Genomic DNA, 23,910 nt, shown 5'->3' on the forward strand with positions numbered 1-23,910 from the left:
GTCAGGCAGTAATTCTGGCGTACAGCGTGAAGAACAGCGCCAGCTCGCCCATGATCAGGACATCCGGTACATGGACTACAAGATCCAGCACATAGAAGCAGGCCAGAATGAGGGTCAGCAGGGCCAGCGGCTTCATTCCCAGCCGGTGCTGCTTATGCCTGTAGACCTGAAAGACCAGTGCCGTGGAAGCGAAATAGAGCAGCACGGAGCCGAACAACAGGTTCAGCATCTGCCCATAATGAAGCTGATCCAGGAACAATAGCTGGATTGACGCAGCAAGCATACATAGCGACAGATAAATGAACAGATGCCCGTAGATAATCGTCTGTCCGGCAGTCTGGATATGCATATCGACCTTCTTCTCCAGGTTGTCATAATACTGCCACCAGATGGCGATGATCAGCACAAAGGTGAGCGCAGCGAAACCGACAGATGGTCCGGTCCAGCTGCTGGACTGCAGCACGGCGAGGATACTGACCACGGATTCGCCGAGCAGGATCAACGCGAACAGGGAGAAGCGCTCCAGCAGATGATGGGTATTGGCGGGAGTCTTCACCAGAATCCTCCGTCCCGTCAGCGGGAGAATGATGTCCAGGATAATCCCGGCGTATAGTACCGCATACCTGAGCCAGGAATCGAAGAACAGGGAGCAAGCCGAAATCGCAAGTCCAATCCAGAAGCGTGATCCCAGATAACGGGCTGTGTTGCGTAAATGTCCGCTTTCTCTGGAATGGCTGTAATGATACTGGACCGCTGTCATGATCCGGAGCCCCAGGTAGCCGATCAGAAACGGCAGATAGTTGGCATCGAAATCCACAGACAGACTGGCCGTCATGATCAGCACGAAGAATAATTGAATGATCAGAAACACGCGGTGCGGGACGGTATCCTTCCCATAGCGGTTAACGAAGAGTGTCTGCCCGACCCAGGCCCACCAGATCGGAATGAAGATCAGTACGAATTTGCCGAGTGTCTCAAGGGACAGCGTCTCGTGTTCTACATGCAGCAGCACATGGCTGGCTTTGGAGACCGCAGCGACAAACAGCAGATCGTAGAAGAGCTCAAGCCAGGTAACCTTTTTGATGATCATTGCGTTAGTCCCCTTTGCCGTTTGTATGCCCGGAGCCGTCCGGTTTACAAGTATAATAATAGCTCTCCGCAGAAGAAGGCAAGAATATTTGTGATAACTGGAGAGGTTGCCCTGGCGGCAATTGACCTGACGGACACACTCATTGATAATAAAGAGGTTCATATTCTTGAGAGAATGGGAGTAGAAGCATGTCATATCGCACTATGGAAGAATGTATTATTGACCTGGAGAAGCACGGGCATTTAATTCGCATACATGAAGAGGTGGACCCGCATCTGGAGATGGCGGCGATACATATGAAGGTCTACGAGGCAGGCGGTCCCGCTCTGCTCTTCGAGAAGGTCCGGGGCTCGAAGTACCGTGCGGTCTCGAATCTGTTCGGAACGATTGAGCGCAGCAAGTTCATTTTCCGCGACACGTGGGAATCTTCGCAGGCGGTCATCGCCTTGCGCAGCAATCCCATGAAGGCGCTCAAGCAGCCTTTAAGGTATATCGGGACAGGCCTTGCCGCCCGTAAAGCGCTGCCGATCAAGAAGGGCAGCGGTGTGCCGGCCGGATTCGAGGAGATTAGGATCTCCGATCTTCCGCAGATTAAGCACTGGCAGGGCGACGGAGGGGCGTTCGTCACGCTTCCGCAGGTGTACTCCGAAGATCCCGATAAGCCGGGCATTATGAACTCCAATCTGGGGATGTACCGTATCCAGCTTAGCGGCAATGAATATGAGCTGAATAAGGAAGTGGGCGTCCATTACCAGATTCACCGCGGCATCGGCATTCATCAGGCCCACGCGAACAGACGCGGCGAGCCGCTTAAGGTTAGCTGCTTCATCGGCGGCCCCCCTGCGCATACGCTCTCGGCGGTGATGCCGCTGCCGGAGGGCTTAAGTGAAATGACCTTTGCCGGGCTGCTCTCGGGGCGTCATTTCCGCTACAGCTATGTAGACGGCTTCTGCGTCAGCAGCGATGCCGACTTCGTGATTACCGGAGAGATTCATCCCGGGGAGACGAAGCCGGAGGGGCCGTTCGGCGATCATCTGGGCTATTATAGCCTGACTCACCCGTTTCCGGTGATGCGAGTACACAAGGTTTATGCCAAAAAAGGGGCCATCTTCCCCTTCACAGTGGTCGGCCGTCCGCCACAGGAGGACACTGCCTTCGGAGAGCTCATCCATGAGCTGACCGGCGGGGCGATCCGCTCGGAGATTCCCGGCGTGAAGGAGGTACATGCGATAGATGCTGCGGGAGTGCACCCGCTGCTGTTCGCGATCGGCAGTGAACGGTATACCCCGTATCAGCAGCTTAAGCAGCCTGCAGAGCTGCTAACGATCAGCAACCGGATTCTCGGAACCGGCCAGCTCAGTCTGGCGAAATATCTGTTCATCACGGCAGAAGAGGACAAGCCGGTCAGCACGCATGATATCGCCGGGTTCCTGACTTACATCCTGGAGCGGATCAATCTGCGCCGCGATATTCACTTCCAGACGAACACAACGATCGATACGCTGGATTATTCCGGCACCGGGATCAACAGCGGAAGCAAGGTGGTCTTCGCAGCCGTAGGGGAACAGAAGCGGAGCTTGTGTACGGAGGTGCCTGAGGTTCTTCAGCAGGTAGACCGGGGCTGGGGTCCGGCGGCCATGATTATGCCGGGGATTGCCGCCATGCAGGGGAAGCCGTTCCGGGATTACGCCTCGGCGGCAGAAGAAATCTCCGCACTGAGTGCTGCCATTGCAGCGCAGGGGGCGCTTGATTCCTGCCCCATGATTATTCTGTGCGATGACAGCAGCTTCATGTCAGAGTCGCTGAACAACTTCCTGTGGGCGACCTTCACCCGCAGCAATCCTTCCCATGACATCCATGGGGTGAACAGCACGGTGGAGCATAAGCACTGGGCCTGTGATAATGTGATCATCGACGCCCGGGTGAAGCCGCATCAGGCGCCGCCGCTAATTCCTGACCCTGAGGTGCAGCGGAGGATTGAGCGGGTATTTAGTGAAGGAGCAAGCTTGGGTGGACTGCGGCGACGGTAAGGGGTGAAGCTGCCATTCCATAACCGCTGAAACCGCTGAAAAGAGGGGTTGTATGGCTGAGCTATTCGGAATGCTTTTCGAAGTTATGCTGGATCTTCTGCTCTACCGTAAGGACCGCAAGCGGAGGAGAGAACGAAGAAGAGAGCGAAGAATGGAGCGGAGAATGAAAAGGCAGGGGCGTTTGTAGACGCCCTGCCTTTCATTTGCCGGCGGCTGGATGGCAGGCGCATAAACGTCATTTTTTATATGATGACGTTTATGCGCTTTTTTGTCGTGGCCGAAAAAATGTTTGCGAAAAACCGAATTCATCGAATGTGAAGTGCAGCTGCTCAGTTCTGGCTGCCCGGCAGCGTATATGTCTGCACGATATTTTGACTGCCATCCATTCTGTGGATGTTGAAGCTCAACACATTGTCTTTGCGCCCGGTGAAGTAGATATAGTCTCCCGGGAACATGAAGTCGGGCTGCTCTACCTCGCGCTGGCGCTCCGAACTTAGCAGTTGCTTGTATAACAAAGTCTGCTCACCGCTAGCACGGTCAACGAGGGTCAGGAAGGCGGTGTCTGTAGGGCGGACCAGCAGAACATCGGGGTAGACGGCTTCGACATTGTAGTAGACATCCTGGGTAACGGTTGCACCCAGCAGCTTCGGTATATCTACCGTCTCGCTGACTGCTCCGGTTCCATCCTCAATGAGCCTTAGCGTGCGGCCGTCATTGAATACCAGCTTATCGCCGGCCCAGACCGGGGCTGTGCCGAAGGAGGTGTGGATATCCGTATGCCCCTGACGGATTACACTATTGTTCTTCACTAGATAGGTGTAGTACTCCGCATGCACATGGGGCTCGCCATAGGAATTGACGACTTGAAGCAGCGTCAGACCGGCAGGTGTGCGCTCGAAGGTGAAATCTACTACATCCAGTCCTCTACCGAGAACAGCAAGCTTATGCTTAGTGTTCTGCTTCGTTGTCAGATACAGCTCGCCGCTGTCCAGCGACAGGGAGTACACTCCGCCGTCGAACACTTCTGAATAACCGCGGTACATATGCAGACCGTTGGCCCGTATCGTATTCGTGGCGGCATCCCATCTTACGGGTCCGCCTTCAAGGGCCGCTACTACAAATTTGACAGGCACATACAGCTGCTTATCAGCCATATAAGGTGTGCCTCCAAGGGAGACCTTCTTCCCGTCCAGTACGCCGGTGGATTGACCAAGCTTCACACTGAAGCTTTTGTTCCACCCGCTGAAGGCAGCGGTTTTGTCCGCATTATTCCACTTGACCTCAAGACCCATGATTGTGGCCAGGTTAGCCGGCATATAAGAGATGCCGTTCTTGATCTGTGCGGTGCCTCCGGCCATGCCCGATAACCCGCTTCCGTTACTGTAGGTTAATTGGAGCTGCACGCCTGGGGCAGGCTTGGCCGAAGCCGGAACGGCTTCAGTTCCTCCGGTCAAGGCCAGTGCGAGTGCGGCGAGGACTAACATTCTCCGGTTGATCTTCATGTTCATCATCCTTTCTGGGGTGCAGCCGCTGCTGGATCAGCCGTTCCCCGTCCCGTGACCCATAGGCTGAACCACGGATTGTACAGCAGCCTCTGTAACAGATTCATACCCCCCCAGGGGCTGAATGGCTATAAACGCCAAGCTACATGAAACTAGAAGCATAATCATTTTTCTTATCATTGGATTCTTGCACCTCTCCAATCAGAAGTCTGTATTGTTCTGTCTGTTCCTCAGTGGCTTGATGCCGGAATTGTTCAAACAGATTCACACATTTAATGATTATGCTATCACTCTTTATTTTAGCAGAAGATTCCAGACTTTGGAGCAGGAAGCCCATTCCTTCCAGGCGGTGATTGCGTAAATAATACTTGGCTAATTCCGCGAGAAAGGTAGAGTACTGGTCAGCCAGGATCTGCTGGTTGTGAAGCTCCCCGAAGTCCTTCAGGTTGGTCCGGTAAGGGATATAGGAAGGGAACTGTTCAAGCACCTCATCGACATTCCAGGAGAAACGGTTGGCTGAGATCATAATATGGTACAGGGCTACAAAGATCTCACTGGCATGCGGAGCAATATAGGCCACATATTCAGGCAGCACTTCATAGTCGCCGGACATCATCCGGTAGAGAAGGGTATTGGCCGTGCCCCATTCCTGGAATTGGTCCAGGATGTGCCGGGTGTCTTCATCTTTTTCGCGTATCCAGCTCCTATCCATATATAGTGCTACGTATTTCAGCGCCGATTCATAGTCCCGGAATTCTTCGCACACACTTGCCCGCATCAGATGCGAATACAGCGCATAGAAGAAAACCGGCTTCTCCGGGCTTTTATCCTGGCGGTCCCTGCGCTGCGACCGGTGCAGATGGTGGTAGCTGAGCATGGCAAGACGGTGCATCTCCTGGGCCAGCGCATCCACCTTGTCCCACTTGTGCAACGAGTAATAGACATGCATCAGGGTCTTGAGTCCATCGAGCTGATCCGGCACCTCAAGCCGTTCAATATAACATTCGAATAAAAGAGCAGCCTGGAGGTTGAGTGTCTGGCTGTCTCCGAGGGTGATACGGAACAAACGGTACTGGCAGAGGGCCAGCCGCTCCGAATGCTGATACTTCTCGCTTGCGCTGATATTCTTGTAGAGCACGGCCGCGGCCTGCCAGTGATGCTCCTGAAACAGGTCCTCGGCCACTTCAAAAAGCATCGGAGCGTAGGTTAGGTTGTCCAGCAGATTTTTGGCTACAAGCTCAATACAGTCCAGCCGCCCCAGCTCCGCCGAATTCAGGATGAAGGGGCGCAGCCGCCGCCAGGTTGGTGCCGAATATAAGAAGCACTCATCGACATACATGCTATAGAAATGATCCTCCGGCAATGACATGCCCCGGGTAATCAATTTCAGGTGGTTCATCGCAATCGGCTGCTGGCCGCTAAGGATACGGCTTAAGGTGCCGGAATTAACGCCGGACTGAATGGAGAACTGGTTGATGGACAACTGCTGGGAATAGAGATAAGCCTCAAGATGACTCCGGATCGTTGTGAGAGGCTTCAATTGATCACCGCCTGACTGAATTCCATATTTTGGATTATTGTATATGTGTATAATATAAGTCATTATTCCAATGGTCAATAGAGCGATGGGGAGAAACCGTGAACAATGGAAAAAAGCATTCCCGTGGTCCCGGGAACGCTTAGTCTTCATAGGCGGGCAGACAGCCGCTCAGGCGGTGTAAATCCCTGCTTCATTCTTGATCCTGCGGCGCTCGATGACCTCTTCATAATCCTTAATCAGCCTGTCAAAAATCTGCTCCCAGGAGCGCTGGAGAGCTTGGCGCCGCCCTTCGCGGCCCATTGCGCTCCGCAGCAGATGCCCGGCGGCGGCAGTGCAGATCTGCTCTGCCATGGCTGCCGGACTGCGGGGGTCGAACAGCATGCCGGTGACACCGGGTGCGACCAGTTCCCGCGTTCCGCCAGCATCTGCGGCGATGACAGGGAGCCCCGACGCCATGGCTTCAAGCACGACATTGCCGAAGGTCTCCGTGCAGGAGGGGAAGACGAACAAATCGGCGGAGGCGTACAGCTCTGCCAGCTCTTCGCCGTGCCTGGCACCGGTGAAGGTGACATTGTCCGGTGCCTGCGATTTCAGTTCAGGCAGCAGCGGCCCATCGCCGACAATCACCAGCTGAACCGCTACACGCACGGACTCCGGCAGGAGCGGCATGGCCTGAAGGAGGGTGGTGAGATCTTTTTCCGGGGCAATCCGTCCGACATAGAGCATCATCAGTGCTGCTCCCTTGCTGTAACGCTCCCGCACTTCTTCGCTTCGTCTCTCTGGCGAGTATAGGGTGCAGTCCACGCCTCTGGACCACAGGCGCAGCTTGGTGAAGCCCTCCATGCGTAAGCTGGTTAGGGTCTCGCGGGAAGGGGCCAGGATGGCATCGCAGGACCGGTGATACCACTTCATGTATTTCCAGTAGAGCGGGAGGATTCTTCTCATTTTGTAGTATTCGAGGTAACGGTCGAAGTGGGTGTGATAGGAGGCGACATGGGGGAGCTGCTGCTTGCGGGCATACCGGAGGCCGGTTAGGCCGATATTGAACGGGGTGGCGAGATGGAGCAGGTCGGGGGCGAAGGCAGCCAGTTCACTCTGCATGGAGGACATGCCGGGCAGGGCCAGCCTGCACTCGGGATACAGGAAAAAGGGGATGCTGGCCACGGGTCTGACAGGATCGGGGTAGCTGCTCTCCGGGGCTGATTTTGGCGTGAACAGCAGATGTTCTATTCCCCGGCGGTGCAGATGGCCGGTCAGCCGGCTGAGTGTGCGGGCAACGCCATTCGTCTGCGGAAGAAAAGTGTCCGTGAATAGTGCCAGACGCATCGGTATCCCTCCCAGTAATCTTGTTGCTTTGATCTTAACAACCAACTATTACTTGGAGATCAACCGCAGGTTAAACATCTCGCACGAAGGAGGGATTTTGCAGGGAGGGTCGGAGGGAATTCGTGAGGACCCGTGAGGAGTAGGGAGGACGAGGGGGGAGTAGGTAGGAGTAGGGAAGACTAGGGAAGACTAGGGAAGACTAGGGAGGACCAAGGAGGAGGAGGGGGAGTAGGGAGGACAAGGGGGGCTAGGGCAATAAGGGAAGACTAGGGAAGACTAGAGAAGACTAGAGAAGACCAGGGGAAGACTAGGGCAACAAGGTTAAAGGAGGAGCGGATCGGGTATACATGAGGTATCAGGAATGAAGGAGGTATAAGGAGATGAGTAAAGATCTGCCGCCAGAGGTTCCGCCGAAGGTTGTCCCGGATGTAAAGCCGGATATCCTCCCGGAGCCGGTTGTGATCCCGCCGGAGATTGTGCCGGAGAAGCATCCCGAAATCGTACCGCCGGAGCAGCCCGAGATTATTCCTCCAGCCCCGCCGGAGATTCTTCCGAATGCTGATCCGCTGTAAGCTGGAATGCTATCTGACATAAGGATAATGTATAGATTATGCTGAGCGCCCGGGGAACCGGGCGTTTTTGTGAAAATATATAGGAGACTATAGATTCCTGCTGCTGTGGAAAAGGTGAGTGTAAATTTGTGTGGAGATGACTTCTTGGAATGATTCGCTGAATGACTTTGATGCTGAATGTGACTGAAGGCTGAATGTATGTGAAAAACAGCATACATTCGCTCGCAAGCAGGTAGAAGGACCAAATGTATGGCAAAAACAGCATAGATTGTGCTCGTAAACAGGCACGCGGTCTGAATGTATGTGGAAAACAGTATACATTCTGCTCGCAAGCAGGTAGATGGACTAAATGTATAGCAAAAACAGCATACATTGCGTTCGTGCAAAGTACCTGAGCAGGTATAGGAGCCAGAGCCGGAGGGCGGTATGGCTTTGTGGTTATTTTAGCTGCTGAGGGGGAAGGAGGGACGTTCGGACAAGCAACGAGTTACTGTAAAGGGAATAGGTGGATTTTGTACACTTGCTGATGAACGAAGGCTCTCTGCTGGAACCACAGTTGGATAAACAACACTTAATTTGCCCGTTTCCTCCAACAGTAGCGAAAACTAACTGGAATAAATGTACAAAATCCACTTGTTACCCGATATTCTTGAGAAACCGGCGAAATAAGATACGTTTTTCCGATTGTTTACGGCAGGCACTCGTTTCCTCCAACAGGAAAAGGGTGCGGAGGTAAAAAGGGCGGGCCAGATATTTGCTGTGGGGCTGCTCCCGCTGCCGGGTTCCTGTTCCCCATCCCCGATTACGATACACGTACCTCCGTTCCTGGTCCCCTGTACCGTGCGCGTACCTAATACCCGCTACTCCTTCAGGCACCCTTGTGTGGCTCCCCGTTCCCGCTCCACTGGACTCGCTCCCCGTTCCTGTACTCCATTCCCCGATCCCCCTCAACTCCCCGGCAGACTTGTCCAGATCGGTTCGGCGTATTGATTCTGCAGATTCATGCTGCAATCCTTGCCGGTATCGTAGGAGCGGTTGCCCAGCACCTGTGCGAATTGCTCCAGGTTGCGCCTTGCCGCAGCGGGGTCCTTGCTCTCCAGCCAATCGGCAAGCGCTCCGAGCACCATCCGGCCTTCCGTAAGAGCCGCCTCCCACAGCTCCCACACCGATTCTGTGCGGACCTCGGAATAGAGTGCGGGATGCCGCCATTCGGAGTGCCGTTCATTCAGATAATCCAGCTGCTCCTCGCGCGCGGTAAGCTTACGGGAGAACAGCAGGCGTGTCCGTCCCCAGGTGATAGCCTTTTTCCAGCCCTTCGGGTCATACAGGCACCGCTGGGCCAGCACCATATCGCGGTAAGAGGTCTGCCAGATCTCCTCAGGCAACCGGGCCATCGCCTCCGGGTAATGCTTAAGGGCTGTAGTGTGAAGGATGCGGTGAACCGGACCGGGCAGGCGGGAGCCGGCGTCGATCAGGGACCAGGCCGGGTTCTGCCACGTGTTGAGCTTCCGCCGCCGGTTCATGAACAAGGTGTCCAGATCAATCTCGAACCGCTGATGATCGCGGTATTGATAGCCCGCTTTCCAGTTAATATAGGGATGGAGATTGCGGTCCAGCAGATGATGGGTGAGGAAGCCTAGGAAGTAGAGCCGGGCCTGATCGCCCTCCGCTCCGCCGAGGTTCCGCGCTGACTCCCAGAAGTCTATAAGTACAGGCCCGCAGCTGCGCGAATGCATCAGATCCCCGAGATGCAGCGCCCCGGCATCCTTGCTCCAAGGGAGAAAGCTGTGATACAGCAGAATATCCGGACCCTGACAGCCAAGATGATAGAGGGGCTTCTGCTGCTCCAGCTGCTGAAGAAACGGAAGACGATTACTGAATTCTCCGGCCAGCTGCCGCCCGTACTCGATATGCATCCAGATATTAGGCATGATCGTTACCTCCTATATGTTCTTGTGTCAGCCGCAACTAAGCATATTTATATATTTTACCCCCTGTATGTAAAAAGAAAATCAGAAATGCCGCATAAAACAGCATGCATTCTTTTACAATTCTGTGAATGAACCCAATATGAAAAATAAAACATACACCGGCACAGATTAGCGCTATCCTGAGAAGACATGATCGGAGGTAAGGAGATGGATCAGCGGTTAACCTTCAACGAGGACTCGGCGAATTATGAGCGCTGGAGGCCGGTCTACTGCGCAGAATTATTCCAGGACATCATCGCTTACTCACACATCGGACCAGGCAAGAAGGCGATTGAGATCGGAATCGGTATGGGGCAGGCGACCCGGCCTGTGCTGGAGACTGGCTGTGAGCTGGCGGCGGTGGAGCTGGGCAGGAATCTGGCGGAGTACACACAGCAGAAATTCCTGGAGTACACAGGGTTCAAGGTGCATCATACATCGTTTGAGGATTTTGCAGCCCGCGCGGGGAGTAGCGATCTTATCTATTCAGGCACCGCCTTTCACTGGATTCCAGAGCAGACCGGCTATCCGAAAGTCTTGCAATTATTGAAGACCGGAGGGGCCGTAGCGTTATTCTGGAACCGGCCGTTTGCCGCACGGACAGACGATGAATTACATCAGCAGCTCCAGCAAATATACCGGAAGTACAGGCCCGACAGTTCCCCGTTAATTGAGCACGATACGGCAAGGTACAATGTGGTCTCGCAGCATCTGCATACCTACGGATTCAGAGAGGTTGAGCTGAAGCTGTATCATCTGACGAGAGCCTTCTCCTCAGCGGATTATATCGGCTTGCTCAATACCTATTCGGATCACAGAGGAATGCCCGCTGCGGCGAGGTTGCTGTTAGAGGAAGAGATCAGAGCGGCGATCCTGAACAGCGGGGATGTGCTGACGGTTTATGACACGATAGACCTGCATTTGGCCAGAAAATAACACAGCAAACAGCGGCAGCCAGGGATGAGAAGTCCCGGCTGCCGCTATTTGCTGTGCTCACACAATACAATCTTATTTAGTCCATGCTGATCAGGTCACGGAATACGCCGGGAAAAGAATCAGGGATCGCAATCGCACCCACGGTCTTCTCATAGAAAGGGACGGCGTCCGCCACCCAGCCGATAATGGCATAGCCATAACCGCTCTGGTGCATGGCCGACAGGCATTCCAGCAGCAGCGCCTTTCCGATGCCCAGTCCCCGGTAATCCTCCAGCACCCCGGTCGGACCGAAGAAGTTCTTCACCACGACATCATGGCAGGCGAAGCCGATGACCTCGCCCTGCTTCACCGCAATATAGCAGTGGACGGGCAGATGGGCGAAGGCCGTCTCGCACTCATTCCGCCAGCTGGCTGTGAAATGGCGGCCGACAAAATCCACAATCGCCTGCTTATCTCCGGTCATCGCCCGTTTGATGGCGATCCCTTCACCCCGCAGACGCTCCAGCAGCGCTCCGTTGTCCGGCAAATCGTATAGCTTCACAAGCATATCAGGCATCAAGGTTCCCCCGCTTTCTGTTCTATGATCTCAAGATCGGTTATCATGGCTTGCAGATTGGTCTCGAATAATTCAGGCCGGTAGAACCGGGAGCGGATGAACAGCTCCGCCATCTGCGGCACCAGCAGCTCGGCAAGCACGCTCTGCATTCTTAGCTTGGCCCGCTGGAGATCGCCGTAGCCGCTCCGGTATTTGTCCCGGAGGAAGGTCATCACTTCCTCGCTGCCCGGCGACATCGCTCCCCGGAAGAGGAAGGTATGCAGCGGCGAGCGGCGCTGTGCCGGAAGCTCATACTGGATCATGGCATCGATCAGCTCAGCGGTCAAGCGGTTCTTCTTGACCTCGGGCAGAAGCTGCGGAATCAATGCGTAATAGTCAGTGACTGCATAATCCGCCCATTCTTCCCCGCTCAGCCGGTCCGCAGGCAGGCCGTGGAACTGGTGCAGGAACCGTGTCAGGAACGTCGCGGTCTCCGCTCCGGCGTTCCAGCTCTGCTCCGCAGCGAAGACAGCCGGATAACGTGAGGTCTCGAACAATCCGTAGGGGCTGCCTAACGAGAACGGGCACCCCCAGTTCGTATGAATAATACCCTCCAGCTGCTCGGTGCGGGCGAGCTGAATCCAGTCCTGCACATTCTTGATCCGGTTATGGATCACCGGATAATTCTGGTCGCCGTTATCGTCCCAGCAGCGGACAGAGGAAGCGCCAAGGGTCTGGATACCCGCATCCCGCAGCTTGTGGAGAATCTGCCGGGCATCCGCCTTCATCCGGTGCCCGCCATAGATCCAGACAACCACGATCACACGCTTGTCCAGCGCCGCAATCTCCTCTGCTGTAGCCTGCATGATCATATCATGCCAGATCATCGGCTGTTTGCCGAGGCTGAGCGTCTTCTCCGCCAATTGATTGACGAAGCGGATGAACGAAGCCTCGGGGGTAAGCCCGGAGTGCTTGCAGTCTTCGCAGGTGCCAAGGGTCCAGACCTCGTCACAGCCGAGGTGAAGATAGCGGCTGTGCGGATGAAGAGCCGCCACCTCTTCCAGAATCCCGGCCATCATCCCGAAGGAGCCGTCGCGGTGCGGGCACAGCTCCGACACGGTCTCCGGGACCTCGCGCAGACCGATGTAGGGTGGATGCTTCAGAATGTATTCCAGATGCCCGAAGGACTGCTGCTTTGGAATCACGGTGACAAAGTGGTCATGTGCGACCTGGAGCAGCCGGCGGTGTTCTTCCTCTGTGAAGGCAAGCTCAGGATGGCGCAGGAAGGCCAGTTCCCGGAACGGCAGTTTGTCCTCATATTCGATAATCAGCGTATTGATCTTATAATCGGCCAGCTCCGCGATGTACTCCAGCAGATGCTCATACGTAGGATAGACGGTGCGCAGATCGAGATAATCGCTGCGCAGCTTCAGCTCGGCCCAGTCGGCAACCGTTACTGCAGGCACGGTACCGCCGCCGCTCCCCAGCAGCTGTTCCAGCGTCTTCAGCCCGTAGAATAGGCCAGGAGCGCTGAGTGCATACAGCTCGATCCGGTCCTTATCCGTAATCAGCACGTAACCGTCATGCTTGCCCTCAACCCGCCGGGCCAGCAGCGGATTGAGCGGAGTCCCCTCCGTGACTAGGGCGAATACACCGCTGCCGCCCTGAGCAGCATGCGCGGTTACCCCAGCGAATATCCGTTTAGCCGCCACCACTAGCCGGACATCCTCCCCGGGGCTCCATAACTGCACTGCCCAGCCGCGAATTCCCCTGACCTGCTCCGGTCCACGGCTCTGCACCACCTGAGGGGCTGGAATCAGCTGCAGGCTCATAGCCAGCGTACCCGGCCCTTGAAGCGCTCAATAAAGCGGTTATTCCACTCGTCCCCGCCCGGGGCGTTGCCGCTGCGCCAGACCGGCACCTCGATCCCTTTTGCCCCGAGGCAGGCGGCCGTGGTCATCATCAGGGAATTCAGCAGAAAAGCGTTGGCGAAGGTAGAGGTGGAGCCCATCTTCGGCTCAATGCCGTCAATGTGAAGCGCAGCGTCACCAGTCTTGACCTTGCTGTCCAGAACATAATCGCAGAGTGCGTAGAGATTCTGTCCCGAAGGGTGGCGGGCAATATGCTTGGCTGGGGTTGCTTCGGCATGGCCCACGGAGGTCACCGCAATAGTGATTACGCCCCGGCGGCGTGCTTCCAGAGCGGCATCGACACAGGCTGTGTTGATTCCGTACGCATTGGCGATGATCAGAATATCGCCTTGTCCAAGCCGGTTGTCTTCAATGACTAATGTGCCATAGCCGGGAGTGCGTTCAACCGCCATGGAGCGCAGGGCGCCATTCGAGATCATCGTACCTTCATCTAAAATGGCGCTGATATGCATCAGTCCTCCGGCACGGAAGAAGACCTCGGTGGCATTCATATTGGAGTGTCCTCCCGGTCCGTAGAGATAGATCAGCCTGTCCTCTGCAATATGCTCCGCGAGCAGCTCCGCCACCTCCAGCAGCTTGTCCTGCGGCTCACTCCGTATCTCATTCAGCAGTTCGACAATAGTATCCATATAAGCGGACATAATATCTGACTTCACGTTCATCACTATCCCTCCTAAAAGTTTTGTAAGCATAAGCCCCCTGGGTCTCTTCGCCAAACTGGCATCGGAAGCATTTACTTAAGATGTAAGCCTAAGCTTCTGCTTGCCTAGAAGATAACAAACCGGACTGCCTCAGTAAATCAACTATTTTGCGCAAATCGGGACCGTTTTTGACTGATTTGGCCAACCGGATGTCATAGAGGTGCATCAGATGTAATTCTGTGAATAAGGTCTGATCCCGGAGGTTCAGTACAATGAAACTGCACCGGCCGGTCGAGTTTGCTCCTAACGGACCTAAGAGACCCTATTCCCTGGAAAACGCTACTTTTTGCGGGTTAACGGACTGAGTGGAGCTTATCCTCTCTCTATAAGATGTTTAAAGTAGAAATTCCAAGAATAAGGCCCATGGGGTCCGTTTCCTTTCCCAAGTGGAGACTATCCTCCGCAATAAGCGCGCCTCAGTCCGTGATGCCGTGCCAAACGCTCTAATGGACAACTATCCGCAATAAGCGCGCCTCAATCCGTGATGCCGGGCCAAACACTCTAATGGACAGCTCCCGTCTTCGGCAGGTAAAAATTTTTCCGAACGGGTCAGGATCGTGGCTTATGCCTATTGCCTTACCTTTCTATAATGAGAGATAAGATCACGCAAGAGGGGGGACAGAGCCATTGAAGACGTCAGTTACCTTACCGCAGTCCCGTGAGAAACCAACCGCAGGCAGCAGAAAAAGAAAACGGCTGGAGGCCGGGATGGGATACCTGTTCACCGGTCCGATGCTGCTGGGTGTGCTAGTATTTACGCTAATTCCAATGATATTCTCCTTTGTGCTCAGCTTCACCAAATGGTCGTTCGTCACCGGGTTCGACAAGATCCGGTTCAATGGCTTCGATAACTTCCGCCAGCTGTTCCAGGATGAGGTGTTCCTGAAGTCGCTGGGCAATAACTTCATTATGCTGCTGGCCGTACCGGCCGGAATGGGGATCGCGCTGATCCTGGCGGTAATTATCACGAGTCATGTGTACGCGCCGGGGGCTTTTAAAGTCATCTACTTCATGCCCCAGATTTCCAGTGTCGTCGCGGTAGCGGTCGTGTGGCAGGTGCTCTTCCATCCTTCGTATGGTCCGGTTAACGGCTTCCTGTCAGCGCTCGGCGTGGACCATCCGCCCAAATGGCTGGCCGATCCGTCGTATGCGCTTCCTTCGGTCATGCTGCTGATGATCTGGATCGATCTCGGGGTCTCGCTGATTATCTATATCGCCGGAATCAAGAATATTCCTGCCGATCTGTATGAAGCGGCGACGATTGACGGCGCCTCGAAGCTGGCCCAGTTCCGCTCGATCACCTTTCCGCTGCTGACGCCGACGACCTTTTTCCTGCTGGTGACCGGGATTATCGGCAATTTCAAATCCTTCGCCCTGGTCAAGGTGCTGACGGACGGCGGACCGGCCCATTCCACCTCTGTTGTCGTATATGACATGTACCAGACGGCTTTCGTCGATCTTCAGACCGGGTATGCTTCATCCATGGTTATGATTCTGTTCGTCATCGTGCTGGCCATTACCGGCTTGCAGTGGCTGGGGCAGCGCTATTGGGTCAATTACTAGAGAAGGGAGGCACACACCTGTGAGAATAGGCAATCTGGATTGGGGAAAAGCCATCATCACCCTGATCATGGCGCTGCTGGGGATCGTGTTTTTGCTTCCTTTTATATGGATGCTGTCCGCTTCGCTCAAGCCTGAGGCCGATGTATTCAAGTATCCGATTGAATGGATTCCGCAGACCTGGAGGGCGGCCTTCAACTATCATTCCGTCTGGTTCGGCAAAGCCAACTTCACGCTCTATTACTGGAACTCGATCAAGGTCACGGCGCTCACCACGCTCCTGTCTGTGGGGGTGTCGAGCATGGCCGCTTACGGCTTCACCAAAATCCGCTTCCCCGGCAGAAATGCACTGTTCGTCCTTGTGCTGGCAACCTATATGATTCCTGCGGAAGCCACACTGGTGCCGCTGTTCATCATCTTCCGGTCGACCGGCCTATACGATACGCATCTGGGCCTGATCCTGCTGGGCGGGTTCAGCGTGCTGGGCACCTTCCTGCTCCGCCAGTTCTTCGCTTCGCTCTCGAACGAATATATCGAATCGGCACAGATTGACGGTGCGGGCCATCTGCGCATCTTCACCTTCATTCTGTTCCCGCTGGTCCGGCCCGCGATTGCCACGTATGCGATTCTGCGGTTTATCTGGACCTGGAATGATTTTCAGACGCCGCTGGTCTTCCTGAACAGTAAGACGCTCTACACGCTACAGCTTGGTATGAACGCCTTCGCCGACCGCAACGGCGCCTTCTATTCGCTGATTATGGCGGCTTCGGTCTCGGCTATTGTCCCGCTGCTGATTGTGTTCATCCTTGGGCAGAAGCAGGTTATCGAAGGTATTTCCTTAGGGGGGGTGAAGGGGTGAGGGCGGGCAGGTTCCCGGAAACTGCATAACCGGGTGTAAACCACATTAGAAGGGGTGTTATTGATGAAAAAGAATGTGTTCGCTCTGGTATGGATCGTCGTGCTTCTGGTAGCCCTGGCGGGCTGCGGCAATTCAAACAACACCAATGGCGCAGCTCCCGCTGCTGGAAGTACGGCTGCACCGGAGGCAGGGGAGAGTGCCGCACCTTCCGCAGAACCGGTAACGATCAAGGTTGCCAACTGGTCCCCTGCGGCGGATATGGAGCCTGTGCTGAAGGCCTATGAGGATTCACATCCGGGCGTCACCCTGGAATATGTCGAGCTTGCCGACAACGGGGACTCTGTGGCTGGCATGAAAAAGCTGGATCTGCTCGTGGCTTCCGGCGAGAACCTGGATGTGGTGTTCATGCCCGGAGCCACCGACTATTCACAGCGTGCCGGACTTGGCCTGCTGGCTCCGCTGAATGACCTGATCACCAAGGAAGGGATCACGCTGGCTGACGAATACACGATTGATCCATCCGTGGACGGCAAGGTGTATGCACTCCCGGATACGCTTGAGAATTATTTCGTCCTCTTGAACAAGGACAAGCTGGATGCGGCAGGGTTAGCCGTTCCGACGGAATGGAGCTGGGACGACTATCTCGATTATGCAGCCAAACTGACCAGCGGCACTGGCCCCTCCAAGACCTTCGGCACCTATTTCCATACCTGGGCCATGTACTGGGAGCTCGGAATCATCAACCAGGAGAAGGACAATAATCTGGTCAATAACGGTATCGTAAATATTGACAGCGCGGGCATCCGCAAGTCTCTGGAGCTGCGCAATAAGGCTGAGGAATCCGGAGTGGCCGTACCGTATGCCGATACGATCTCCCAGAAGCTCGCATACCGCTCAGAATTCTTCACCGGACATGCCGCGATGATCGTGACCGGCAATTGGATGATCGGTGAAGCCGGCGGGTCGGAGGAGTTCCCGGCTACGTTCACCACCGCGTTCGCGCCGATGCCTTCGAACAGTGCAGGAGAACCGAGCGGGGTCAGTATTGCTAACGGCAACTACGTTGGAATTCTGGAAAAGTCGAAGCATCAGCAGGAAGCGTATGATTTCATCCGCTGGTACTCCACGGAGGGCGAGCAGATGCAGAATGTATATTCTGCCTGGAAGAAGCAGGATGTGGACAAGTTCATTGCAGGCGTCAAAACCAAGGCCATGAGCCCGGACAACATTGACGAAACCTCACTGGCCTATGTGATCAAGAATGCGAAGCCTGCTCCCTTAAGTGTGCCGCCGACCTATCAGGGCGAGCTGGAGACAGCCTTTACCAAAGAAACGGAGCTGTTCATTCTGAAGCAGCAGGACCTGGAGACTACAATCAGCAAAGCGCAGGCGGAGCTGCAGAAGATTGTGGACGCCAACAAGTAAAAATTGGCAGGGCTAAACGGCCGGATTTTACCTGAAATCCTGCGGTGAAATCAGCTGCTGGAGGCGGAAAGCTGATATGATAGAAGCATAGACACGATAGTCTGATTGTGAAGGGGGATTGCCATTGCTGCCAAGAGGATGGAGACTCGGTTTTCGCAATAAGCTGCTCGTCGCTTCTCTGCTCTGTCTGCTGCTTCCCGCCTCTATTACCCTGTATATTTCCAATTCCTACACAGAGCATATCCTCCGCTCCCAGGTGATTCAGAATGAACGCCGTTCACTGGAGCAGGAGAGCCTGTACATCTCGAACCTCTTCAGCAATATGGTGCTGGTGGCGAATTATATCCAGTTCGATCCCGGCATTACACTCATTCTCAAAGAAAACTGGCAGCGCAGCAAGCTGCACCAGCCTGATACAGCCAGACATATCCTGGACTTCAAAGAGGTGACCGACAAACTGGTCAGCGTGACCTCCATGATGGAAAAAACGTTCGTGACCGTCCTCACCTCGGACGGGCAATACTACTCCAATTATTCCTACGCTAAGCTCGATGTCGGGGCACTGCTCCAGCAGCCCTGGATGGATACCGCCCGCAAGCAGCCTGCCTTCGAGCTGTACTGGGCAGGCGTGATTGATAATTATATTCCGACCGCAGCAGCCGGCAGCCCGCAGGTGCTTACGATTGCCCGCAATCTCAAGCTGTCCTCCAGTTCAACCTACGCTACGGTGATCATTAGTATCGCTGAGAGCCGGATCAGCCAGATCTTGAGTGATAGCGGGAAGGGACAGCAGACCCTGCTGATTGCGCCGGACGGAACGGTGATTGCCGCCCGGGACAAGTCCCTGCTGGGCCGGCCGTTCTCACTTATGGATGCCGTGAAGCCCGCCGCCGCTTCCAGCTTTATCGATTACCGGGGGGAGCAGTATCTGCTCAGCAGTCTGGAGATCCCTTACGGCAATTACCGGATTGTCAGCCTGGCGCCTTACCGTGAGGCGGTCAGCCGGATCAGTGCGACCCACCGCTGGAGTACGGCGGTGCAGGTGGTTTCGGGTGCTTTTTTCCTGCTGATCCTGGTGCTGCTGGTCAGGCAGTTCACGAAGCCGGTCATCCGGCTCGATCAGGTGGCGGCGCGGGTGGACCGGGGGGAGCTGGGCCTCCGTTCGGGAGTCCGGGGATATGATGAGATCGGGCGGCTGGGCAAATCCTTCGACCATATGCTGGACCGGGTAGAGCGGATGGTTGTCCAGATCAAGGAAGAGCAGGCACAGAAGCGCAAGGCGGAGCTGGCGATGCTGCAATCGCAGATTAATCCCCACTTCCTGTTCAATATCCTGAACTCGATCCGTCTGCGCATTATGATGCGGGGAGATGAGGAGAATGCGGAGCTGCTCTTCTCGCTCTCCCGGCTGCTCCGTATGACGATTCAACAGCGGGATGAATATACTACGCTGCATGATGAGCTGCATATTGTCAGGAGCTATGTGGAGCTGCTGAATTTCCGCCAGTCCGAGGAGGTGGCGCTGGATACAGACTGTACCTCCGAGAGCCTCAGCGTCCGTATCCCCCGCTTCCTGCTGCAGCCGGTCATTGAGAATGCCTACATTCATGGGCTGCGTCAGGCAGGCGGGCGTATTCTGATCCGAACGTGGACACAGGATCACCGGCTGTTCATTGAGATCGAAGACAACGGGCAGGGGATGGATGAGGTCACTCTGAACCGCCTGCGCGCCGAACTAAGCTCCAAGCCGCCGGGCAAGGAAGCAATGCCGCCTGGCAGGCTGGCCCATATCGGAATGTCCAATGTCTATGAGCGTCTGTATCTGACTTACGGTTCAGCCTTCCAGATTACAATGGACAGCAGGGCCGGCGGGGGGACAACCTTCCGGTTCGTGCTGCCCGGGCAGATTCCGGATCAAGCTTAAGGAAAGGGAGCGTGGTAGTGATGTATAGCGTAATGCTGGTGGATGATGATCAGCCGGTACTGGATTTTCTGTCGGCAATGATTCCCTGGGACGAGCTTGGATTCACGCTGCATTCGGCCTGCAAGAACGGTCTGGTTGCTCTGGAGAAGGCCGGGGCGGACATGCCGGATATTGTGATTACCGACATTGGCATGCCGTATATGGATGGTCTGGAGCTGATCCGCGAGCTCAAGCTGCGATGCGGGGAGGTGCGCGTGGTGGTGCTGTCCTGCATGGATGACTTCACCTATGCGCAGCAGGCGGTCAAGCTGATGGTGAGCGACTATATTCTGAAGGAGACGATGAATAGAGAGCTGATCACGAATCTGCTCCGGGAATTAGGCGTGGAGCTGCGCCGCAGGGATGAAGAGAAGGCCCAGACGCTGAAATGGAAAAGCATGGCTGAGCATCAAAAGGGGCTGCTGAAGCAACGGGTACTGGAACGGATCATTGCCCGGGAGCTGTCAGGCAGCGAGTGGCAGAGTGACGCTGCCGAGCTGGGCATTCAGCCTGAGCTCACAGCCCATGTCGCTGTGCTCTGCCGGATCAGCGGAGACAGCGGGGAGGCTCCAGGGGAGGAGCTTGCGCGGATGTCCCTGGTGGCATCGGCGGCTGAGTCGGTGTATCAGGACAATAATGCCGCCCTATGTCTGCCCTACAGCGGCCGTGATTGTGTACTGGTTTTCACCGGCGGTATGGGGAACGGGGCAGAGGCCGGACACATTTCTATGCTTGGCAGGCTACGCTCAGCTATTCAAGCCGTGCCGGGGGTGAGGGCGTCCTTTCAATACCTGTGTATCCCTCGGGGCAGCGGGCATTTTCGCGAGGGGCTGATAGGGCTGCTAACCCAAGGCCGGGAGCATGCCTTCTACCTGAAGCCGGGTGAGCTGGCCGGACTGAAGGAGCTTCCGCCGTTCACCGGGGAGGACCTGTTCACCCGTTACGCCGAGGCTGCGCATGAGATCCGTGAAGCCTTCCTGGAGGAATCAGCGGACAGGCTTGCGGAGCTGCTGACCAAATGGATGGACCACATCCGTCTGAAGCGTTATGCCCCGCGTCAGGTGAAAGAATGGATGCTCAAGCTGCTCTATGACAATCAGATGCGGCTGATGGCCCGCCAGCAGTTCCAGTCCACTTTTTCGCTGGAGCTGCTGCATGATACCCTGGCAGATATTGACGATATCGGCACGCTGGAGAGCTGGTCCCTGGCCTTCTTCTACGAACGGCTTCCTTATATCCGCGAGATGTACCAGGAGACCCGCCGGGAGGAGATTAAGAAGGTAAAGCAATATGTAGACCGCCATCTGAGCCGGAAGATCACCCTGGAGGAGGTGGCGGAATATACGCATTTGAATTCGAGTTATTTCAGCCGTCTGTTCAAGAAGGAGACCGGAATGAGCTTCATCCACTACGTCACCCATATCAAAATGGAGCAGGCCAAGGAATGGCTGGACCAGTCTCCGCAAAGTGTGGAGCAGGTTGCCGAGCGGTTAGGATATGAGAATAAAAGTTATTTCACGAAGCTGTTCAAGCTGCATACTGGAGCTACGCCCGGAGAATTCCGGGGAGAGGAAGGCAGCCGTTCCGCACAACCCCCTGAAGCAAGGAGGCACTACCCATGCTGACGATCAAACCGATTCATACGCTAACGATCAAACCGATTCACACAACCCTCTGAAGCAAGGAGGCATTACCCATGCTGACGATCAAACCGATTCATATGCTGACGATCAAACCGATTCACACAACCCCCTGAAGCAAGGAGGCATTACCCATGCTGACGATCAAACCGATTCATACCGAGCTGTCGGGTGCTATGCTTGTCCGGGTATACAAAAACCGTGCACAGCTTGGAGCTGCTGCCGGACGTGAGGCAGCGGGGGCCATCCGGGCGCTGCTGGCCTCCAAAGCGCAGGTGCGGATTGTCTTCGCCGCCGCCCCCTCGCAGAATGAATTCCTTGCTGAGCTTGCCGCTGCGAAGGAGTTGGACTGGAGCCGGATTACCGCGTTCCATATGGATGAATATACCGGCCTGCCAGAAGACTCGCCGCAGAGCTTCGGCGCCTTCCTACGTATGGCGCTGTTCGACAAGGTACGGCCGGGAACAGTTCATTATCTGAATCCTGCCGCTGGTAGCGAAGCGGAATGCAGGCGTTATGGACAGCTGCTGGCAGAAGCACCTATCGATATAGTCTGTCTTGGCATCGGGGAGAACGGTCACCTGGCGTTTAATGATCCGCCGGTAGCCGATTTCGCTGATCCGCTTCCTGTGAAGCTGGTGGTTCTGGATGATATCTGCCGGAGGCAGCAGGTGAATGACGGGTGTTTTGCCAGTCTGGAGGAAGTGCCGCAGCAGGCCTTGACGCTGACGATTCCGGTGCTGCTGTCCGCGCAATGGCTGTTCTGCATGGTACCGGGCGCTTCCAAGCGCGGTGCGGTGACCCGTACGCTGCATGAAACCATCTCTACGGCCTGTCCGTCCACCATCCTGCGGGAGCATGGAGATTGCCGGATGTTTGTGGACACGGACTCTTTCGGGGCGGTCTTCTCATGAAGCTGGAGGCGCTGCATTACCGGACGGGCGAGCCGGTCCGGCTTACGGTGGAGGAGGGCTTAATTGCTGTTATCGAACCGCTGGAGACGCGGCTGACGCTGGAGGAACAGGCAGAGCTGCCGCTGGTGGCTCCGGGGCTTGTCGATCTGCAGATCAACGGCTATGGCGGACATGATTTCAATCATCCGGCGCTGACGGCAGAGGATGTCAAGAAGGCAGTCCGCGCGGTATGGCGGGAGGGGGTGACCGCCTGTTACCCTACGGTGATTACCGGCGCGCCGTATACCATCCTGGGAGCAATGCGGGCCCTTGCCCGGGCCTGTGACGAGGACGCAGCCAGCGCGGCAACCATCAAGGGCATCCATCTGGAGGGCCCGTTCCTCTCGCCGGAGGACGGTCCGCGCGGGGCGCATGCCCTGGAGCATATCCGGCCGCCGGACACGGCCCTGCTGGATCAGTGGCAGGCGGCCTCCGGCGGGCGCATCGCCATCGTGACGCTGTCCCCCGAGTGGGAGGGGAGCGCGGAGTTCATCCGCCACTGTGTACGGCAGGGGATCACCGTCTCCATCGGGCATACGTCAGCGGATGCCGCGCAGATTGCCGGGGCGGTAGCCGCCGGAGCGCGGCTGTCCACGCATCTGGGCAATGGCGCGCATGCTATGCTGCCGCGCCATCCGAACTACCTGTGGACCCAGCTCGCGGCAGATGAGCTGTGGTGCACATTGATCGCCGACGGCTTCCACCTCCCGGAGGAGGTGCTGAAGGTGGCGATGAAGGTCAAGGGCCAGCGGGCACTGCTGGTCAGCGATGCCGTTGCCCTGGCCGGGCTGGCGCCCGGCAGCTACGACACGCCGGTCGGCGGCCGTGTCGTGCTGACCCCGGCGGGCCGGCTGCATCTCGCCGGCGAGCCCGGGCTGCTGGCGGGCTCGGCGCAGATGCTGCTGCGCCACATCGCGCGCCTCAGCGCCGCGGGCCTGGCCGCGCTGCCGGACGCCTGGGACATGGCGTCCGTGCGCCCGGCAGGCTTCATGGCCCTGCCGGCGGCGGCGGGCCTGGCGGCCGGGGCACCGGCCGATCTGGCGCTGATCCGCCGCACCGGGCCGGGCAGTGCCGGGCTTACGCTGGCGGCGCTGTGCCAGGCCGGCGGCTGGGTGTACCGCCGGGACTGAGCGGCGCGGCGGTAAGGTGTGCACAGGCCCCCAGGTTATGGGGGCCTGTTATGATATGTAAGTGAATCGCTCAAATTGAGCGATTACAGAGGGCGAGCGCGGCAGGTGCTGGGCGAGGACAGGGCAGAGCAAGGGCAGGGCAGGGCAAGGCAAGGACAGGGCAAGGACAAGGACATGGACATGGCTGTTGCGCCAGCGTCTGCACCACGCCAGTAACATTAATAGTAAATGTATTCGGTTTTCCGCA

At 56.2% G+C, this 23,910-nt stretch carries 19 protein-coding genes; 11 read left to right on the top strand and 8 right to left on the bottom strand.

The features are described 5' to 3' along the window. Nucleotide 1 precedes the first annotated feature (1 nt). Nucleotides 2-1,090 (bottom strand): low temperature requirement protein A, encoded by a 1,089-nt coding sequence (locus tag NSS83_RS30835; protein WP_341347193.1) that lies wholly within the window; start codon nucleotides 1,088-1,090, stop codon nucleotides 2-4. Nucleotides 1,091-1,278: 188 nt separating this feature from the next. Between NSS83_RS30835 and NSS83_RS30840 the strand changes: the two genes are divergently transcribed. Then, the gene (locus NSS83_RS30840) at nucleotides 1,279-3,120 is read left to right on the top strand and encodes a UbiD family decarboxylase (RefSeq protein ID WP_341188017.1); all 1,842 of its coding nucleotides are present in this window, start codon (nucleotides 1,279-1,281) and stop codon (nucleotides 3,118-3,120) included. 329 nt (nucleotides 3,121-3,449) lie between these two features. On the opposite strand, the gene NSS83_RS30845 is transcribed toward NSS83_RS30840, so the two are convergent. The 3 genes from NSS83_RS30845 to NSS83_RS30855 form a co-directional block, all read right to left on the bottom strand. Then, complete coding sequence (locus NSS83_RS30845; protein ID WP_341188018.1) at nucleotides 3,450-4,622, bottom strand: copper amine oxidase N-terminal domain-containing protein; 1,173 nt, start codon at nucleotides 4,620-4,622, stop codon at nucleotides 3,450-3,452. A 142-nt stretch (nucleotides 4,623-4,764) separates the two neighbouring features. Then, nucleotides 4,765-6,162, bottom strand: a complete 1,398-nt coding sequence (locus tag NSS83_RS30850; RefSeq protein ID WP_341188019.1) for a transcriptional regulator — start codon at nucleotides 6,160-6,162, stop codon at nucleotides 4,765-4,767. A 168-nt stretch (nucleotides 6,163-6,330) separates the two neighbouring features. Further along, entirely contained in the window at nucleotides 6,331-7,488 is a 1,158-nt protein-coding gene (locus NSS83_RS30855; RefSeq protein WP_341188020.1) for a glycosyltransferase family 1 protein, read from the bottom strand. 380 nt (nucleotides 7,489-7,868) lie between these two features. Between NSS83_RS30855 and NSS83_RS30860 the strand changes: the two genes are divergently transcribed. Next, on the top strand, nucleotides 7,869-8,060 hold the full coding sequence (locus NSS83_RS30860) for a hypothetical protein (protein ID WP_341020282.1): 192 nt from the start codon (nucleotides 7,869-7,871) through the stop codon (nucleotides 8,058-8,060). A 947-nt stretch (nucleotides 8,061-9,007) separates the two neighbouring features. Here NSS83_RS30860 and NSS83_RS30865 read toward each other — a convergent pair. After that, nucleotides 9,008-9,991 carry a zinc dependent phospholipase C family protein gene (locus NSS83_RS30865; RefSeq protein WP_341188021.1) on the bottom strand — a complete coding sequence of 328 codons (984 nt, stop codon included), beginning with the start codon at nucleotides 9,989-9,991 and terminating at the stop codon, nucleotides 9,008-9,010. Between the two features lie 207 nt (nucleotides 9,992-10,198). Between NSS83_RS30865 and NSS83_RS30870 the strand changes: the two genes are divergently transcribed. Further along, complete coding sequence (locus NSS83_RS30870) at nucleotides 10,199-10,966, top strand: methyltransferase domain-containing protein (protein WP_341347194.1); 768 nt, start codon at nucleotides 10,199-10,201, stop codon at nucleotides 10,964-10,966. Between the two features lie 76 nt (nucleotides 10,967-11,042). Here NSS83_RS30870 and NSS83_RS30875 read toward each other — a convergent pair whose 3' ends face one another. Genes NSS83_RS30875 through NSS83_RS30885 form a run of 3 tightly spaced genes read right to left on the bottom strand, consistent with a single transcriptional unit; the run spans nucleotide 11,043 to nucleotide 14,094 of the window. Then, complete coding sequence (locus NSS83_RS30875; RefSeq protein WP_341347195.1) at nucleotides 11,043-11,522, bottom strand: GNAT family N-acetyltransferase; 480 nt, start codon at nucleotides 11,520-11,522, stop codon at nucleotides 11,043-11,045. After that, on the bottom strand, nucleotides 11,522-13,333 hold the full coding sequence (locus NSS83_RS30880) for a family 20 glycosylhydrolase (RefSeq protein WP_341347196.1): 1,812 nt from the start codon (nucleotides 13,331-13,333) through the stop codon (nucleotides 11,522-11,524). Before NSS83_RS30880 ends, NSS83_RS30875 begins: the two co-directional genes overlap by 1 nt. Then, nucleotides 13,330-14,094: an SIS domain-containing protein gene (locus NSS83_RS30885; protein WP_341347197.1), complete on the bottom strand. Its 765-nt coding sequence runs from the start codon at nucleotides 14,092-14,094 to the stop codon at nucleotides 13,330-13,332. Before NSS83_RS30885 ends, NSS83_RS30880 begins: the two co-directional genes overlap by 4 nt. A gap of 666 nt (nucleotides 14,095-14,760) precedes the next feature. Here NSS83_RS30885 and NSS83_RS30890 point away from each other — a divergent pair. From NSS83_RS30890 to NSS83_RS30925, 8 genes are all read left to right on the top strand, one after another. After that, nucleotides 14,761-15,696 (top strand): sugar ABC transporter permease, encoded by a 936-nt coding sequence (locus tag NSS83_RS30890; protein ID WP_341188026.1) that lies wholly within the window; start codon nucleotides 14,761-14,763, stop codon nucleotides 15,694-15,696. Between the two features lie 67 nt (nucleotides 15,697-15,763). Further along, a complete protein-coding gene (locus tag NSS83_RS30895) occupies nucleotides 15,764-16,552 on the top strand; it encodes a carbohydrate ABC transporter permease (RefSeq protein WP_341188134.1) in 789 nt (262 codons plus the stop codon). Between the two features lie 63 nt (nucleotides 16,553-16,615). Then, on the top strand, nucleotides 16,616-17,977 hold the full coding sequence (locus NSS83_RS30900; protein WP_341347198.1) for an extracellular solute-binding protein: 1,362 nt from the start codon (nucleotides 16,616-16,618) through the stop codon (nucleotides 17,975-17,977). A 124-nt stretch (nucleotides 17,978-18,101) separates the two neighbouring features. Beyond that, nucleotides 18,102-19,901 (top strand): histidine kinase, encoded by a 1,800-nt coding sequence (locus tag NSS83_RS30905; RefSeq protein WP_341188028.1) that lies wholly within the window; start codon nucleotides 18,102-18,104, stop codon nucleotides 19,899-19,901. A gap of 20 nt (nucleotides 19,902-19,921) precedes the next feature. Beyond that, nucleotides 19,922-21,565 carry a helix-turn-helix domain-containing protein gene (locus NSS83_RS30910; protein WP_341188029.1) on the top strand — a complete coding sequence of 548 codons (1,644 nt, stop codon included), beginning with the start codon at nucleotides 19,922-19,924 and terminating at the stop codon, nucleotides 21,563-21,565. A gap of 149 nt (nucleotides 21,566-21,714) precedes the next feature. Then, nucleotides 21,715-22,494, top strand: coding sequence for a glucosamine-6-phosphate deaminase (locus NSS83_RS30915; RefSeq protein ID WP_341188030.1), 780 nt, complete (start codon nucleotides 21,715-21,717; stop codon nucleotides 22,492-22,494). Then, a complete protein-coding gene (locus NSS83_RS30920; RefSeq protein WP_341188031.1) occupies nucleotides 22,491-23,663 on the top strand; it encodes an amidohydrolase family protein in 1,173 nt (390 codons plus the stop codon). The genes NSS83_RS30915 and NSS83_RS30920 overlap by 4 nt, the downstream gene beginning before the upstream one ends. Before the next feature lie 75 nt (nucleotides 23,664-23,738). Continuing rightward, on the top strand, nucleotides 23,739-23,879 hold the full coding sequence (locus tag NSS83_RS30925; protein ID WP_341347199.1) for a hypothetical protein: 141 nt from the start codon (nucleotides 23,739-23,741) through the stop codon (nucleotides 23,877-23,879). Nucleotides 23,880-23,910 lie beyond the last annotated feature (31 nt).

It is taken from the genome of Paenibacillus sp. FSL H3-0469 (assembly GCF_038051945.1).
Taxonomy (GTDB): domain Bacteria; phylum Bacillota; class Bacilli; order Paenibacillales; family Paenibacillaceae; genus Paenibacillus_AQ.